General features: G+C 52.6%; 17 protein-coding genes and 1 rRNA gene. 12 read left to right on the forward strand and 6 right to left on the reverse strand.

Features of this window, described 5'->3' with window-relative positions:
- Positions 1 to 127: 127 nt before the first annotated feature.
- A 5S ribosomal RNA gene (rrf, locus tag OR573_00365) occupies positions 128 to 243 on the forward strand.
- A 134-nt stretch (positions 244 to 377) separates the two neighbouring features.
- On the opposite strand, the gene OR573_00370 is transcribed toward rrf, so the two are convergent.
- The 4 genes from OR573_00370 to flgA all read right to left on the reverse strand — a co-directional run bounded on the left by OR573_00370 (position 378) and on the right by flgA (position 2,730).
- On the reverse strand, positions 378 to 1,121 hold the full coding sequence (locus tag OR573_00370) for an SDR family NAD(P)-dependent oxidoreductase (GenBank protein ID XGA80146.1): 744 nt from the start codon (positions 1,119 to 1,121) through the stop codon (positions 378 to 380).
- A 102-nt stretch (positions 1,122 to 1,223) separates the two neighbouring features.
- The gene (gene flgN, locus OR573_00375) at positions 1,224 to 1,673 is read right to left on the reverse strand and encodes a flagellar export chaperone FlgN (protein XGA80147.1); all 450 of its coding nucleotides are present in this window, start codon (positions 1,671 to 1,673) and stop codon (positions 1,224 to 1,226) included.
- A 38-nt stretch (positions 1,674 to 1,711) separates the two neighbouring features.
- On the reverse strand, positions 1,712 to 1,975 hold the full coding sequence (gene flgM / locus OR573_00380; GenBank protein ID XGA80148.1) for a flagellar biosynthesis anti-sigma factor FlgM: 264 nt from the start codon (positions 1,973 to 1,975) through the stop codon (positions 1,712 to 1,714).
- A gap of 86 nt (positions 1,976 to 2,061) precedes the next feature.
- Positions 2,062 to 2,730: a flagellar basal body P-ring formation chaperone FlgA gene (gene flgA, locus OR573_00385; protein XGA81633.1), complete on the reverse strand. Its 669-nt coding sequence runs from the start codon at positions 2,728 to 2,730 to the stop codon at positions 2,062 to 2,064.
- Between the two features lie 234 nt (positions 2,731 to 2,964).
- Between flgA and flgB the strand changes: the two genes are divergently transcribed.
- From flgB to flgL, 11 genes are all read left to right on the forward strand, one after another.
- Entirely contained in the window at positions 2,965 to 3,396 is a 432-nt protein-coding gene (flgB, locus tag OR573_00390; protein ID XGA80149.1) for a flagellar basal body rod protein FlgB, read from the forward strand.
- Positions 3,397 to 3,408: 12 nt separating this feature from the next.
- On the forward strand, positions 3,409 to 3,819 hold the full coding sequence (flgC, locus tag OR573_00395; GenBank protein ID XGA81634.1) for a flagellar basal body rod protein FlgC: 411 nt from the start codon (positions 3,409 to 3,411) through the stop codon (positions 3,817 to 3,819).
- A gap of 3 nt (positions 3,820 to 3,822) precedes the next feature.
- The gene (locus OR573_00400) at positions 3,823 to 4,515 is read left to right on the forward strand and encodes a flagellar hook assembly protein FlgD (protein ID XGA80150.1); all 693 of its coding nucleotides are present in this window, start codon (positions 3,823 to 3,825) and stop codon (positions 4,513 to 4,515) included.
- Positions 4,516 to 4,602: 87 nt separating this feature from the next.
- Positions 4,603 to 5,925 carry a flagellar hook protein FlgE gene (gene flgE, locus OR573_00405; GenBank protein ID XGA80151.1) on the forward strand — a complete coding sequence of 441 codons (1,323 nt, stop codon included), beginning with the start codon at positions 4,603 to 4,605 and terminating at the stop codon, positions 5,923 to 5,925.
- Positions 5,926 to 5,968: 43 nt separating this feature from the next.
- Positions 5,969 to 6,727 carry a flagellar basal body rod protein FlgF gene (locus OR573_00410; GenBank protein XGA80152.1) on the forward strand — a complete coding sequence of 253 codons (759 nt, stop codon included), beginning with the start codon at positions 5,969 to 5,971 and terminating at the stop codon, positions 6,725 to 6,727.
- 30 nt (positions 6,728 to 6,757) lie between these two features.
- A complete protein-coding gene (flgG, locus tag OR573_00415) occupies positions 6,758 to 7,540 on the forward strand; it encodes a flagellar basal-body rod protein FlgG (GenBank protein ID XGA80153.1) in 783 nt (260 codons plus the stop codon).
- Between the two features lie 16 nt (positions 7,541 to 7,556).
- Positions 7,557 to 8,249, forward strand: a complete 693-nt coding sequence (locus OR573_00420; protein XGA80154.1) for a flagellar basal body L-ring protein FlgH — start codon at positions 7,557 to 7,559, stop codon at positions 8,247 to 8,249.
- 118 nt (positions 8,250 to 8,367) lie between these two features.
- Positions 8,368 to 9,426: a flagellar basal body P-ring protein FlgI gene (locus OR573_00425; protein ID XGA81635.1), complete on the forward strand. Its 1,059-nt coding sequence runs from the start codon at positions 8,368 to 8,370 to the stop codon at positions 9,424 to 9,426.
- Positions 9,426 to 10,451, forward strand: a complete 1,026-nt coding sequence (gene flgJ / locus OR573_00430; GenBank protein ID XGA80155.1) for a flagellar assembly peptidoglycan hydrolase FlgJ — start codon at positions 9,426 to 9,428, stop codon at positions 10,449 to 10,451. The genes OR573_00425 and flgJ overlap by 1 nt, the downstream gene beginning before the upstream one ends.
- 68 nt (positions 10,452 to 10,519) lie before the next feature.
- On the forward strand, positions 10,520 to 13,210 hold the full coding sequence (gene flgK / locus OR573_00435) for a flagellar hook-associated protein FlgK (GenBank protein ID XGA80156.1): 2,691 nt from the start codon (positions 10,520 to 10,522) through the stop codon (positions 13,208 to 13,210).
- A gap of 18 nt (positions 13,211 to 13,228) precedes the next feature.
- Complete coding sequence (flgL, locus tag OR573_00440) at positions 13,229 to 14,521, forward strand: flagellar hook-associated protein FlgL (GenBank protein ID XGA81636.1); 1,293 nt, start codon at positions 13,229 to 13,231, stop codon at positions 14,519 to 14,521.
- Between the two features lie 66 nt (positions 14,522 to 14,587).
- Here flgL and fliR read toward each other — a convergent pair whose 3' ends face one another.
- Positions 14,588 to 15,382, reverse strand: coding sequence for a flagellar biosynthetic protein FliR (fliR, locus tag OR573_00445; protein XGA80157.1), 795 nt, complete (start codon positions 15,380 to 15,382; stop codon positions 14,588 to 14,590).
- 3 nt (positions 15,383 to 15,385) lie between these two features.
- The gene (fliQ, locus tag OR573_00450) at positions 15,386 to 15,655 is read right to left on the reverse strand and encodes a flagellar biosynthesis protein FliQ (GenBank protein XGA80158.1); all 270 of its coding nucleotides are present in this window, start codon (positions 15,653 to 15,655) and stop codon (positions 15,386 to 15,388) included.
- Positions 15,656 to 15,681 lie beyond the last annotated feature (26 nt).

Below are 15,681 nucleotides of genomic sequence, written 5' to 3' on the forward strand. Positions count from 1 at the left end.
CCAAGGGGTCTGGAGCCAATGATAACGATGGCTGAATAAGCCAGAGCCGGATACGAAGAGACGATCACCGACACTACGCAGCGGCCATTGAACGCCGTTGAATCAGCTTGTTATATCACCTGTTACGCCTGACGACCATAGCGAGTGGGAACCACCTGATCCCTTGCCGAACTCAGCAGTGAAACCGCTTAGCGCCGATGGTAGTGTGGGGTCTCCCCATGCGAGAGTAGGTCATCGTCAGGCACCTATATAGAAACGCCCCATGCACACCGTGTATGGGGCGTTTTGCTGTGTGCTCTTCAAAAAAACCTTGCCCTCCGGCAGAGGGCTTTGCTTTTCTGTTCACGATTCACGATTCACGATTCACGATTCACGATTCACCATTCGATGGACTCGCCAGCCCAATCCCAGAAGCTACCAGTATCATCAGGTGTGCGTTGAGACATGACGTCCAGTAGGCTTTCTGCCACAAAATCAGGCGTAAAAAGCTTATGTTCTGGAACACGCCCTTGAAAGGGCCTGGAAAGCTCAGTATCCGTGGTGCCTGGATGCAAGCTAAGGACAATAGACTGCTTATTTAGCCGTTTAAGCTCGATCGAAAGCGTCTTCATCAACATGTTGTGGGCTGACTTGCTGGCACGATAGCTGTACCACCCCCCAAAGCCATTATCGCCAATAGACCCCACGCGCGCTGACAGGCTGCCAATCACAACAGGATGTTTGCCTTGCAAGGAACGCTTGATAGCGGCGAACAACAAGGCGGGGGTGGCCGCATTAATATGCATGACCTTGGCAAAATGATCGGCGTCGATGTCGTCCATGCGTTTTTCAGGTGCGATACTATCAGCGTCATCGTGAAGAATGCCGATGGCGTTAAACACCAAGTGGACGGGTTGTTTATCGAGGTGCTGTTGAAGAGCGCTCCGCCCGTCTTCCTGGCTAACATCCGCCGTCAATGTTTCGATACGCGGATCAGCAAATTCCAGCGGTGAACGACTGACCGCAATAATACGTGAAGGTCGCTGTGAAGCAGATAACGCCTTGACTACTGCCTGACCAATACCACCGCCAGCGCCAACCACTACGGCAGTAAACGCATCAGGTAAATGGGGCAATAACATGAAGGACTCCAGAACAGAGGATGATGCTCTATTGAAGCCTTTTGTATAATGGTTGTCTATGTTTAATAGAGATATTTGCGAGGCAAGCGTGATGTGAGAGCATCAAGCTGAAGCATTGATACGACCAGGCTGAGCACTATTGCGGCCATCGGGCTTATAGAGTGTCTTTTCAGCAATCTGGCGGATATAGTCAAGCATTTGCTGGTTGTGTTTCATACGCAAAGAGAGCATCTGCCCGGTCAGGTCATTCATACGCGCCACGCGTTCACTTTTGATCAGAAGGCTTTGCCAGTCCTCCTGGCAGTTGGCATCCTGGGCGGCCTGTTTGGCGCCAGCGTGACCAGCAGGATAACCAAGACGCTTTTGTACATCGCGGCGTAGTGCTTCCATCTTATCCAATTCAGCGAGCAGTAACTGTTTCTCTTCAGCTAGGCGTGCCAACGCCTCACCATCGATATCACCTTGAGTAAGGAGCTTCTGCTCCTGTTCCATCAAGCTGATCAGGTGATCCATACGTGTTTGCTGTGTCGCGAGAAGGCGTGAAAGGCTCATCAATATTTCCTCACAGGCATTACCATCACAGATAGTTCTCAGACATCAAGCTTTGACAGTAAGCCATCAGCAATGCGTTCAGGGTTAATTTCCATGCGACCCTCGCGAATAGCCGTGCGAATCTCATCCACCTTGGCGCTGTCAATATCCTGGGATACATCCATGCTTTGCTGGCTCAGCCGGGTTTCAGACGTTGCCGCAGCACTGGAATCGGTCGTTTTCTGCATTTGCGCTCGCTGCGCATCATCGCGCTGCTGGGCCTGGTTAGGGCGCAAAAGCGAATTCAATGTGTCAATTTTCACGTTGTTTGCCTCCATCAACATGGGTAGGCGGTGATGCGCCAATGATACAACTATCGGCACACATCAAAAAAACTTTAGCACTCAGGTTAGAAATCAATCATCAAAAGTCCATCCCCCACGACACGTGCTTCAAGAATATCCCGGGAGCCAAAGCGGACGCGTATGCGCTCGCCTTCAGCACCATTGTCCATGGCTTCACCTTCGCGGGAAACCTGAAACGCATTACCTTGAGCAATAACGTTCACCCGTTGGCCACGCTTTACCAGTAAAGGTGCTTGAATATCATGAGGTTGAAGTGTGCTGCCACTACGGATAGGCCGACGGGCGACCTTGCCAATAATCTCTTGGGGATCCGTTATGGTGCGGGATGTAAGGTCTCCAAGATTACCCTGTTGCTGACCAAGCATAGCCGCATTGATCGTCGCACCACGGGGAATATCTTGGGCGGCCACGGCATATTCGCCGATAACATCAACGGTTGCCTGCAAATAGCGCACCTGACGCTGATTTTCGCCACAACGCACACCCACGTTGACGCGACCCAAAGGTGACTGATCAGCATTTGGCAAAAACGGTTCGGGACCAATACAAGCGGATAAGTGCGGCGAAGAGGGGCGTAATTCGATGATCACCTCTTCACCTAACGCCTGAGTCTGCTCATATAAAAATTGTTGCACCCGTTGGGTGAGCGCTTGGTCATCAGCATGTACCGCCATGGAAGCCAGTGTCAGAGCCAGCCCGGTTGCAAGCAGCATACGGATATCCCGCCAGATGGAATGCAGCCCATCAAAAAGAGCGTTGAGCATAGAAGCCTGCAAAGTTAGTGAAGCGGTCAGGAGCTTTAGAGTCTACGCAATGAACTCAGCGGCATCAGCAGAAATACAGGGCGAAAAAACGGCTGTTCTCTGCTTTAGGCTGACGACTGCACGGGTATTCTTCATGCTGATAAATTTTCTTTTTTTAACATTTCGCACAGTGCGAGGTTAGGCATGATTGATCAGCTTGAATCTGCCTTTAATTATCATCAGCAGGCACTAGGCTTGCGTCACGCCCGTCATGAAGTCTTGGCAGCGAATATTGCTAATGCCGATACGCCTAATTACAAGGCGCGTGATATTGATTTTAGCAGTGAGCTAAAGCGTGCTGTGGATAGCGGTGTGCAGGCATCCCAAGAGCAAGGCGGTCTGGCATTGGCATTGACCTCACAGCGTCATTTGCCTGGTCAAGGGCCTGCGATGAGCGGCGCAAATAATCTTGATCTTTTCTACCGTGTGCCTGACCAACCCAGCCTGGACGGCAATACGGTTGATATGGATGAAGAGCGCACTCAGTTTGCCGATAACGCCGTGCGCTATCGCGTTGGGCTTTCCATGCTCAACAGCCGTATTCAGGGGCTGAAAAGCGCCATGCAGCCAGAATAACCAGGAGCACCTATCGCCATGTTTTCCGCCTTCGACATTTCAGGCTCTGCCATGAACGCGCAATCCCAGCGCATGAACGTGACTGCCAGCAACCTTGCTAACGCTGACAGTATTGCTGGGCCGGAGGGTGAAACCTACCGCGCCAAGCAGGTGATGTTTGAAACCCAGGCGCAAAATAACCGCTATGGGGTTGGCGGCGTACGGGTCACTGAAGTGGTGGAAGACGATTCTCCCCTGCGTCGCGAGTATTTGCCTAACCACCCAGCGGCTGACGAAGAAGGCTATGTGACCAAACCTAACGTTGAGCCGGCCCATGAAATGGTCAATATGATTTCAGCCTCGCGCTCTTATCAAGCCAATGTGGAAGTTTTCAATACCAGCAAGCAGTTACTGATGCAGACGCTGACGCTGGGTGAGGGGTAAACCATGATAGACGGTATTAATCCAGCCACGCTCAGCAATATCAACGGTGGCGGAGCCAAGTTAAGTGAAAACGAGTCTGACGAGCTGCGTCAGAGTTTCCTGACCCTGTTGATCACTCAGCTAGAGAATCAGGATCCGCTGAACCCGATGGAAAATGCGGAAATGACCTCCCAGCTGGCTCAGATCAATACCGTCAGTGGTATCGAACAGCTTAACGAGACATTGCAAGGTATTACCCAGCAGATGGATGCCGGCAAAATGCTTCAGGCTTCTGGCCTGATTGGTAACGCCGTGCTGGTGCCTGGCAACAGTGTCAAGGTGGGTAGCAATGAAGACGGCTCGGTCAACGCTACACCTTTTGGTGTTGAGTTGGATCAGCCTGCCCAGCGCCTTGAGACTACGGTACGCAGCCAGGGCGGTGAAGTGGTTTATACCGAGCAGGTAGAGAACGTTAATGCGGGTGTCCAGTCGTTCAGCTGGGATGGCTTGAATAGCGATGGTGAGCCGTTACCGCCAGGGGATTACCGGGTCAGCCTGAATGCGATTGATAGCGAAGGCGAGGAAATGGATTCACAGGCTCTTAACTATGCGCTGGTGCAAGGTGTTTCACCCGCTGAAAGTAATGGCGAAGTGCGTCTTGATCTCGGTGCCGTCTACGGTCAGGTAGGCCTGGAGCAGATCAAGCAGATTCTTTGAATTTTTAGTTATCTATAAACATTAAGTTAAAGACGTTTTTAACAATAAAGACGTTTTAGACAATCAGGCTTTGGTGAGGAAACAACGATGTCATTTACAACCGCAGTGGCAGGCCTTAACGCCCAATCAGATAAGCTGAACTCGGCAGGCAATAATATCGCTAACTCTCAAACGCGGGGCTATAAAAGTTCTGACGTCCTGTTTGCCGATGTGTTTGCGGCGTCCCGAGGGATTGGTGTGAAGGTATCTGATGTACGCCAGGACTTTACTCAAGGAAGTATCGAAAATACTGGGCGTAACCTGGACTTGGCGATTGCCGGTGACGGCTTCTACCGTCTGGAGCGCTCCACTGGTGAAGTTGGCTATTCACGTAACGGCGAGTTCAACATTACGGCGACTGGCGATATTGTTAATGCTCAAGGCGATAAGCTGATGGGTTATGGTATGGATGAGACCATCACAGAAGCGGCTGATGGTGAATTACCATTCCCGTTCTCAGACGTTGTGGTGGGTGGCGCGCCGCAGGCTTTGAATGTGCCACCTGATGATATTCCTGCCAAGGCCACTACAGAAGTCAATGCCTTACTGAATCTGGATGCTACGGTACAGGCTGGAGCAGATCTTAGTACTATAGAAATAAATATCCCACCAGGTGGTGGTCCAGGGGATGAGCTCAACTACCATTTTTCTAACAACTTCACCGCTTATGACTCTTTAGGCAACGCGATAAATGTTGCAACATATTTTGAGAGGACTGCAGTAGCTGATGAGACTAGCAACGTTTGGCAAGCTACTGTTGTCACTGATGGTGAAGAACAAGGCTCATTTACTTTAGAGTTTGGAACTAACGGTAAAATCCTAACCGATGCAGATGGCGTTGTTACTGGAGTAGGAGGAGCAGACGTAACGCTAGGTAGTGACGGTGCTAGCGCAACCGTTGCAGGTATTCCTGGAGGTGATGTCGCCAACCCGCTAGACATTGAATTTCGCTTCGATGGCACCACCCAATTCGCCGCCGACTCTCTACAGAAAGAGCTGAATCAAGATGGTTTCACTTCAGGTGCCCTGGCAGGTATTACCGTCACCGAAGATGGCCAGATTCAGCGTAACTTTACCAACGGTGAAACCCGCGCTGCTGGGCAAATTGCCCTGGCCAGCTTTCGTAATGAAGAAGGTCTGAATCCGATTGGTAATAACCTGTGGTCCGCCACCAATGCGTCGGGCCTTGAAAACCTTGGTGCGCCGGGTACCGGCAGTTTCGGTCAGATTCAGGCGGAAGCTGTGGAAGCCTCCAACGTGGACCTGGCCAGTGAACTGGTTGATACGATTATCGCTCAACGCGCCTATCAGGCGAACTCCAATACCATCAGTACCCAGGATGAACTGCTGCAGACCATTATCAACCTGTGATGATGGTCTACTCGCTTGATTTTCTGACCGTCAGGAGGCCAGCGTGGATCGAATGCTCTATACCGCAATGAGTGGTGCCAAGCACAGCATGGATCAGCAATCCGTGGTGAGTAACAACCTGGCCAACGTCACCACCACGGGGTTTCGTGCCCAGTTTGATGCCGTGCGCTCAGTGCCCATCCAGGGCGAAGCGCGTTTGGATTCGCGTACGCATGCGGTGACCACAACACCGGGCAGCGACTTTTCCCAGGGCCCGCTGGAACAGACAGGGCGTGCCCTGGATGTGGCCATGCAGGGCGATGCTTTTCTGGCCGTTCAGTCTGAAGATGGCAGCGAAACCTACACACGCCGTGGCGATCTGCAGATTGATGCCGACGGCATAGTGTTAAATCTGGGTCGGCCGGTGGTGGGTGACGGTGGGCCAATCAATGTACCGCAAGGGGCTGAAGTCTTTATCGGTGCAGATGGTACCTTGAGTGCCATTCCTCAGGGTGAAGGCCCTGAAGCCTTGGTGGATGTTGGGCGTCTCAAGCTGGTAACACCGGAAGCGGGCGAACTGACCCGCGGTGAAGATGGCCTATTTCGCGCCTCGGAAAATGAAGAAGGTGAGCCGGGAGAGTTGGCAGCCGATGACAATGCCCGTCTGGTCAGTGGTTCGCTGGAAGGCAGTAACGTCAGCGCGGTGGACGCTATGGTATCAATGATTGATGTGGCACGCCGTTACGACCTGCAAATGAAGGTGATCAGCACTGCAGATGAAAATGCCCAACGCGCCAACGGCATCCTTTCGATTCAAGGCTGATAAAGCCAAGCAGCCAAAGGAAACAATCCAATGATCTCATCTCTCTGGACAGGCAAAACCGGCCTGGAAGCACAGCAAACCAAGCTGGACGTGATTTCCAACAACTTGGCGAACGTCAGCACCAACGGCTTTAAGCGCTCACGGCCGGTATTTGAAGATCTGCTCTATCAGAATATGCGCCAACCAGGCGCGCAGAATAATATCCAGGATCGCTTGCCGTCAGGTATGCAGGTCGGTACCGGGGTGCGTTCTGTGGCTACCGAGCGTCTGCACACTCAGGGCGGCCTGGAGCAGACCGAAAACTCGCGGGACTTGGCCATTAATGGCCAAGGTTTTTTTCAGGTACTGATGCCGGATGGCACCACGGCCTATACCCGTGATGGCAGTTTCCAGCTGAATGAAAACGGCCAGATGGTCACGGCGAATGGCTACCCGCTGGAACCGGCCATTTTTATTCCGCCTAATGCCTTGACGATCACCATTGGCGAAGACGGCACGGTAAGCGTCAAGGAACCAGGCAACCCCTTAGGTAATGAAGTCGGCCAGGTAAATCTGGCATCCTTTATTAATCCGACTGGGCTTGAAAGCATTGGCGGTAATCTGTATCTCGAAACCGGGTCATCTGGTGCACCCAACCAGAATGTTCCCGGCCAGAACGGTACCGGAAGCCTTTTCCAGGGCTATGTCGAGACCTCTAATGTCAGCGTGGTAGAAGAAATGGTCACCATGATCCAGACCCAGCGCGCCTACGAGATCAACAGCAAATCCATCTCCACCAGTGATGAAATGCTGGCACGTTTGAGCCAGCTGTAATGGTGAGGTTTCCAGCATGAGCCAGTGGTTAACCCATTACGGTCAGCGTCTAGCGCTGTGCGGGTTAGGCCTGCTATTAATCCTTGTGTCTGGCTGCGCGCAGGTTCCCCGCGCCTCTGTGGTCGGGGAGCAGGAGCAGATCTCGATTGTCGATCGCCCGCCGCCGGTGGCTAACGGTTCCATCTATCAGGCGCGCCGAGGCTACCAGCCGCTATTTGAGGATCGGCGCCCGCGCTCGATTGGCGATATTCTGACCATCGTTCTAGATGAAGAAGTCAGTGCCAGCAAAAACGCTCAGTCCAATGCTGGCCGTGAAGGCAGTGCCGGGCTGGAGCTGGAGCAGCTCCCAGATGTCTTGGACACCTTGGCGGATTTCGGGTTTAACGTCTCCGGAAACAGTGATTTTTCCGGCAGTGGTGGCTCCCAGGCTTCCAACTCCTTTACCGGTACGATTACGGTGTCGGTGCTTGAAGTGATGAGTAACGGTAACCTCAGGGTGCGCGGTGAAAAGCAGATCGCGATTAATCAGGGAACCGAGTTCATCCGCTTTTCCGGTGTGGTGAACCCGCGCACTGTAACGGCCCAGAACACGGTGCCTTCCACTCAGGTGGCGGATGCGCGGATTGAGTACGTGGGTGATGGCTATATCAATGAGGCCCAGACCATGGGGTGGCTACAGCGTTTCTTCCTGAACGTATCGCCTTTCTAGGTTAACTGAACGGCAAGCAGGCATTCTGATGCACAGTCAGCAATTCGATGAAATCAAGCAAGCCACTAACAGACGAAAACGTTGGCAGTCTCTGGGTGCTTTTGCCCTGGTCTGCCTGATGGCGTTACCCGTGCAGGCTGAGCAGGTGCGCGAACTGACCACTTTTGCTGGGGTGCGTGACAACCAGCTGGTAGGCTACGGTCTGGTAGTGGGCCTGGATGGTACCGGTGACCAGACGACTCAGGCGCCTTTTACCAGCCAGAGTCTGACCAATATGCTTTCCCAGTTGGGGGTAACGGTGCCGAGCGGAACCAACCTGCAGTTGCGCAATGTAGCAGCGGTGATGGTGACCGCCAATCTGCCGCCTTTTGCTCGCCCCGGTCAGGATCTGGATATTGTGGTTTCTTCTATTGCCAATGCGCGTAGCCTGCGCGGCGGTACTCTGTTGATGACGCCTCTGAAGGGCGCCGACGGTGATACCTACGCCATCGCCCAGGGTAATATGCTGGTGGGTGGTGCCGGTGCCGAAGCCGGGGGTAGCAGTGTGCAGATCAATCAGCAGGCATCAGGCCGGATTCCCAATGGCGCCATGGTTGAGCGAGAAGTGCCGCTAAATCTGGGCGCTAATGGCGGTACCCTGGAGCTACAACTTAACGAGGCGGATTTTGGCACAGCGCAGCGCATGGTCACGGCGATCAACGATGAGTTTGGTAGCCCGGTAGCCTATGCCCGCAACGGCGGCGTCATTGCTCTGGATGGCCCCGCGGATGATAACGCTAGAGTCAACTTCATGGCACGGGTAGAAAACATCAATATGACGCCTAACCGCGCGCGCGCCAAGGTGGTCGTCAATTCACGTACAGGTTCGGTAGTGATGAATCAGGCGGTTACTTTGCAGCAAGCCGCAGTGGCTCACGGTAGCCTGTCGATCATGATTGATGCCCGTTTTGGGGTCAGCCAGCCCAACTCGCTGGGGCAAGGCGAGACCGTCGTGGTGCCTGATACGGATGTGGATATCGAGCAGCAGGAAGCCTTCCTGCAGATTGTTGAAGGCGCTGCCCTGAACGAAGTGGTCAATGCACTGAATGCACTGGGTGCCACGCCGCAAGATCTGATGTCGATTCTGGAAGCCCTGAGAGTCGCTGGCGCTTTGCGCGCTGAACTGGAGGTGATCTAGTGAGCATCAATCAGGATATGACCGGCCAGTTCGCGCTGGATATGCAAGGTTTTCAACGCCTTCAGCACACCGCACGCACCAATCCTGAGCAAGGCGTTGAAAGCGCTGCCCAGCAGTTTGAGGCGATCTTCGTGCAGATGATGATCAAAAGCATGCGTGAGGCAGTGCCAACCTCCGGCTTGATGAACAGTCAGGCCACGGATTCTTATCAGTCGATGCTTGATCAGCAGTGGTCACAGGTGATTGCCTCCAAGGGGATGGGGCTGGCCGATGCCCTGGTCAACCAGCTTGAGCGTCAGGGCGCTTTTCAGCGTAGTGAGAGCGTTGCCGGGAAAGATAGCGATACTCAGGCGTTGATTGCCGGTATCCCTCGTGGCACTCCTCAGCCGCTGAGTGGTAAGGATTCCCTGGCAGTTGAGACGCCGCAGGGCGCGGCTGATGCTAGTGATTTTCTGAACCAGATTGAAACCAGCCGCACAGCGCCCCCGCCATCAGTGGCGCCAGAAGCGCCAGGTGCCGAACCAAGGTCCACCCAGTCTGATCATGTGCAGCAGTTCAAGGCGACTCTGGCTGAACCTGCCCAACAGGCCAGCCAGGTTACCGGTGTACCGGCTGAGCTGATTCTGGCCCAGGCTGCGCTGGAAACCGGCTGGGGGCAGCATGCCATCTCAACTCAGGACGGCCAGAACAGCCACAATCTGTTTGGTATTAAGGCAGGCAGCCGCTGGGAAGGCAAAACCACGGACATTGTGACCCACGAATATATCGGCGGGAAACGGACTCAGGTAGTTGATACCTTTCGCGTTTATGATTCCTACACTGATGCTTTTACCGACTACGCTTCGCTGATCGGCAACAATCCGCGCTATGGTGAGGTTGTCAACGCAGATAGCCCGCAACAGGCAGCGCAAGCTCTGCAGACCGGTGGCTACGCAACCGACCCGCGCTACGCTGACAAATTGGTGGCCGTCATGCAGACCCTTGGCCAACTGGAAACGGGTAACTTGCTGGCCCAATCACGCTAATCAAACTTGACCCTCAAGTATTGAGGCATCAGGCCGATAACTAGCCCATCGGCTTAAGGAAAATGACCATGAGCATGTTCTCGATAGGGTTAAGCGGCCTGAATACCGCACAAAGTGCCCTCAATACCACCAGTAATAACATCAGCAATGTCTACACACCCGGCTATAACCGGGAAATTGCTCAGCTGGGTGAAGGTCCCGCAGGCTCAAAGGGCGTTCAGGTCAATGATATCGAGCGCCAGTTCAACCGCTTTGTGGCTGATCAGCTTAACGATGCCAAAACGCAGTCCAGCGCGTTGCAGGCCTACGAAGGGCAGATTAACCAGATTGATAACCTGCTGGCGGATCGCGATGCGGGCCTTGCCCCGCTAATGCAGAACTTCTTTTCCTCACTTGAAGACCTTTCCAGCGCCCCCTCAGACCCGGCGGCGCGTCAAGGCGTTATTGGCGCGGCCCAGACAATGACGGCTCAGTTCCGTTCGTTTGATGGCTATTTGCAGGATATGCAAAGCAACGTCAACAGTGAAATCAAGGATGAAATCATCCAGATCAATAATACGACCAAACAGATTGCTGGGTTGAATCGTGAAATCGCCCTGGCGCGCGCTCAAACCGGTGAAGCGCCCAATAGTATGTTAAACCAGCGTGATCATCTGATATCCGAACTGAACGAGTCGATGGATATCCGCCTGAATATTCAGGATGGCAAATCCTATAACGTCAGCCTGCCGAACGGGCAGCCTCTGGTGACAGGCACTAATGCGCTGAAGCTTGAACCGGTAGCGTCAGACCTAGATCCTCAGAGGACGGTGGTTGGCTATAGAGATGCCAATGGTAAGGTGACCGAGCTGGATGAAAATCTGATTCAGGGAGGCCAGCTAGGTGGCCTGATGAGCTTTCGTCAGGAAACTTTGGATCGCACTCAAAATCAGGTTGGTCAACTGTCAGTGGCATTAACAACTGCCTTTAATGAGCAGCACAGGCAAGGCTTCGATCTCAATGCTAAGCAAGGCGAAAACTTTTTTACTATTGGTGAGCCGCAAGGGTATAGCCGTTCTGATAATAGTGCAGATATTTCTTCTATTGCGTTTGACCCTACGCGCGTTGATGACTTGCGTGCAGCAGATTATCAGGTGAAGTACGACAACGGTACGTTTACTGTTACGCAGCAAGATACAAAAAAAGAAGTTGATGCTGATTGGGATGGAGAAGTTCTCGCATTTGGCGGTGTAAACATGACTTTTACTGGCGCACTCTCTAATGGTGATACCTTCGAAGTGCAACCAGTACGTAGTGCTGCAGGTGATATGGGTGTGCGTATCAATGACCTTGATAAAATCGCTGCCGCTCAAGGCCCTGTTCGCCCGATGCCTTACTCGACAGTTGATTTTCAATCACAAAATACAGCTCGGCTCGGAGACACTGATAGTATCCAAAGCGTTTTTCAAAATGGTGTTACAAGAAGCGAGGCATCTGGTCTTAAGCCAATTGCCTTTATTCCAGAAGGCACAAAAAATATCGAAATTGAACTTGATGCTTTCAGCTTAGATGATGACATCCAGCTGTTTAGCCGAGATGGTAAGCATCTAGTAGGTACACCTGTAGAAGGTAGTGACCCGGATGTTACATGGTCTATAAATGGAGTAAATTCAGCAGCTGATGTAGAAAACAAAATTTTTACAGTGGAGAATGGCTTTACCCCAGGCACATCATATAATTCTGAAGATCTCTTTAGTTATGAAGGAGCGTTATATTCTAATGAAATTAAAGATGGCTCTGAATTTACTTCAGATAAAAATATAACGTTTACTTATACTGGAGATGGTGCGAGATTTGAAAGTAATACTCAAACCAGAAGTCAAACTGATAGTTATCATGCACAAGAGCGCCTAAGAATTGATAGTGCGGAAGAATCGCTGTTCTTGCTAATTTCCGGTAATGGTAGTTTTAATATCAAGGTTAGCTGGGACGAAACATCTGGCCCTTCTGGTGCTAGCGGTGTTGCTGTAGATAATAGCCCTATTGGTCGGGTTCAAGACCAGCTCAAAGTTAGTGATGTTGAAGTAGCACCTGGGTTTAAGGAGATGGATAACAACTACCGCCCCCCTAGCTTTGCGGTAAAAGCGGCAGACGATGGCTCACTAAGCCTAGGTTTTTTCGGAGCTGATAGTGAAAATAACCTATTTGTTTCTCCCGATGCAGGCGCAGTGCCTAGCTCTCCACCGCCATCTGGCGTATTTAGTGTCTTTAAGGAGGACGGTACAGAAATTGATAATGTCCTCTCAGTCAACTCAGGTACAGGCGACACCCTTGCCGTGGGCGAGCAACTAACAATCAAAGATGATGCCACAGGTAAAACGATTTTAAGGTTCACTATTGATGAGTTACCCAGTGAAGGTACTAGTGGTGTTACCTTTACAGGCTTATCAGGCGCTATTGGCCCAGGCGATAACCGCAACGTGCTGGAGTTACAGGATCTGCAGAGTCAGCCGATTGTCGGTGGGAGTGCATCACTAAGCAGCGCCTATGGCGGGATTGTCAGCGATGTGGGTAATCGCACCAATATTACCCAGGTCAATCTGGATGCCCGCCAGGGGCTGACGGATCAATTGCGTGCCGTTCAGCAGTCCGAGTCCGGGGTCAATCTTGATGAAGAGGCGGCTAATCTGATTCGCTACCAGCAGTACTATCAGGCCAATGCGCAAGTGATTGATTCGGCGACGACGATCATGGATACCATTCTCGGTCTGCGCAGTTAACCCAGGAGCTAAGCTATGATGCGTATCAGTTCGGTCACCATGTTTGAGCAGAGCACGGCGTCGATTAACCGTCAGCAAAGCGATTTTCTTGAGGTTAGCCAGCAGATTGCCAGTGGTCGTCGTGTGGTTAATCCCTCTGATGACCCTCAGGCGGCTTCCCGTGCCGTGCGGGTAGACCAATCCATAGCGGTGACAGAGCAATATGCAGAAGCTCGTGTCAGCGTGCGTAACTCGCTTTCCCAGACCGAGAGCATCCTCAATAGTGTCAGCGATGCGGTGACCAGTGCCAAGACGCTGTTGGTACAAGCATCCAGCGACACCTTAAGCGATGCTGACCGTCAATCGGTGGCCAGTGAGCTGCGCGGCGTTTACGAAACCATGATCGGCCAAGCCAACGCCACAGACGGTAACGGGCGTCATCTGTTCGGTGGCTATTCGGATAGCGCACCCCCTTTTGTCAAAAATACCGATGGCAATGTGGAATATCAAGGCGACAGTAATATCCGTGAACAGCGTATTGACGCTTCACGGCGCATGCCTGCCGCAGAGAATGGAGAGTCAATTTTTCAATCAGTGCCCAGTGGCGCAGGTTATGTAGCGGAAGCGGTCAAAACGGATGACAGCGGTAGCCCATTGACAGGCCCAGCGGCACGTAACGATGGCAGTGTAACGTTTAGCGGCCCGCAAGTGGTTGATGTGAATAATGACGATTATGGCGACAGCTTCAGATTGAGCTTCGGTGGAGATGCTGATAAGCCGACGGTAAGCGTTCAGCGCTTTGAGGAGGGCGCTTGGGCAGACTACGACTCCGCTGGGGATGGCAGCTTAACGGATACAGCCTACACTGAAGGCGACAGCTTATCTTTTGGGGGTGTGGAAGTTACCTTGAACGGAACGCCGGAAAGCGGCGATCAGATTCTGGTATCCCAAGCAGGCAGTGAGCAGCGCGAGCCGAATCTGTTCAGAACCATGGAAGAAGCAATTCGAGTGTTGGAAACCCCTGCCGAAACCGACGCCCAGAAAGCGGATCTGCGTAATACCCTGAATACCTCCATGCGCGATCTGGATAATTCGCTGGATAACGTCCTAACCGTACGCGCCTCTGCCGGTGCACGCCTCAACGAACTGGATGTCGTGGATTCAGTAGGCAGCAACCGGATGCTCAACTATGAACAGACACTGTCAGATCTGGTAGACCTTGACTACGTGGAAGCCATTTCAGAATACAGCCTCCGCCAGGTAGGCCTGCAGGCCTCGCAGCAGGCCTTTGTGGATATCAAGGGCTCAACGCTGTTTGACTATCTGCGTTAACCAATCAACGAGATTTGATCTGAATACTGCTACAAAAAAAGCCTCAGTCTGGGGCTTTTTTTGTGGTTAACCTCCCGCCTGCGCCATCAGTTCGATCAGTTCATGTAGAAACATCAGACCGTCGCTGAAAAGTCGTTCCAGGAAGCGTTGCAGGTCAGTCATGACGATCATCAGCAGGATGATGCCGACAATCAGGGACGTGGGGAAACCGATATTGAAGATGGTGAGCTGTGGCGCTGAGCGGTTTAGAATCCCCAGCCCCAGGCTGATAATCAGCAGAGGTGCCATAATGGGCAGCGCCATTAGCATGCCGGAGGCAAAAATGGTGCCGCCATAGCGCGCCACAATCTCGAAGGCATTGGCGTTAAGCATGTCGATACCGATGGGCAAGCTTTGAAAGCTCATGACCAGGGTTTCAAGCACCATCAAGTGGCCATTAAGCGCCACAAACATCAACAGGGTAATCATATATAAGATACGCGACAGCACCATGATATTGGTGCCGCTGGCGGTATCAAAAAAGCTGGCAAAGGCCAGCCCCATCTGCAGGCCAATAAATTCCCCGGCGGCCTGTACAACGGCAAAGACAATCCGCATGACCAGCCCAATCGCCACGCCAATCACAACCTGTTCGGCAATGATGCCCACGCTTGCCCAAGACATCAGCGGTGCTTCAGGCATCGGGGGCAATATAGGAGCAATGACCACGGCAATAACAGCTGCCAGGGCAACTTTTGCCTGGTTGGGAATGCTTGAGTGCCCCCAGACAGGGGAGGCCGCCATAAAAGCGGTGATGCGCACAAACGGCCAGAAAAAAGCCACAAGCCAGGCCTGCAACTGGGCAAAGGTGACCTCAACCATGGCTTACATCACCATGGCGGGTAGTTCAGCAAACAGCCGTTGGGTGTAGTCCATGATCACTTGCAGCATCCAGGGGCCGGCCAGTACCAGGGTGGCAAACACCGCCAGAATCTTGGGAATGAACGTCAGAGTCATTTCGTTGACCTGAGTGGCTGCCTGAAAAAGACTGATAATCAGGCCCGTTAATAGTGCCACCAGCAGTAAGGGGCCACCTAGCAGCAGGGTGACCCTCATACCTTGATAGGCAATGCTCATCACCATTTCGGGTGTCATGAGACAACTCCAGCACCGACGCGCGG

The organism is Halomonas sp. CH40 (assembly GCA_041875495.1).
Lineage (GTDB): Bacteria > Pseudomonadota > Gammaproteobacteria > Pseudomonadales > Halomonadaceae > Vreelandella.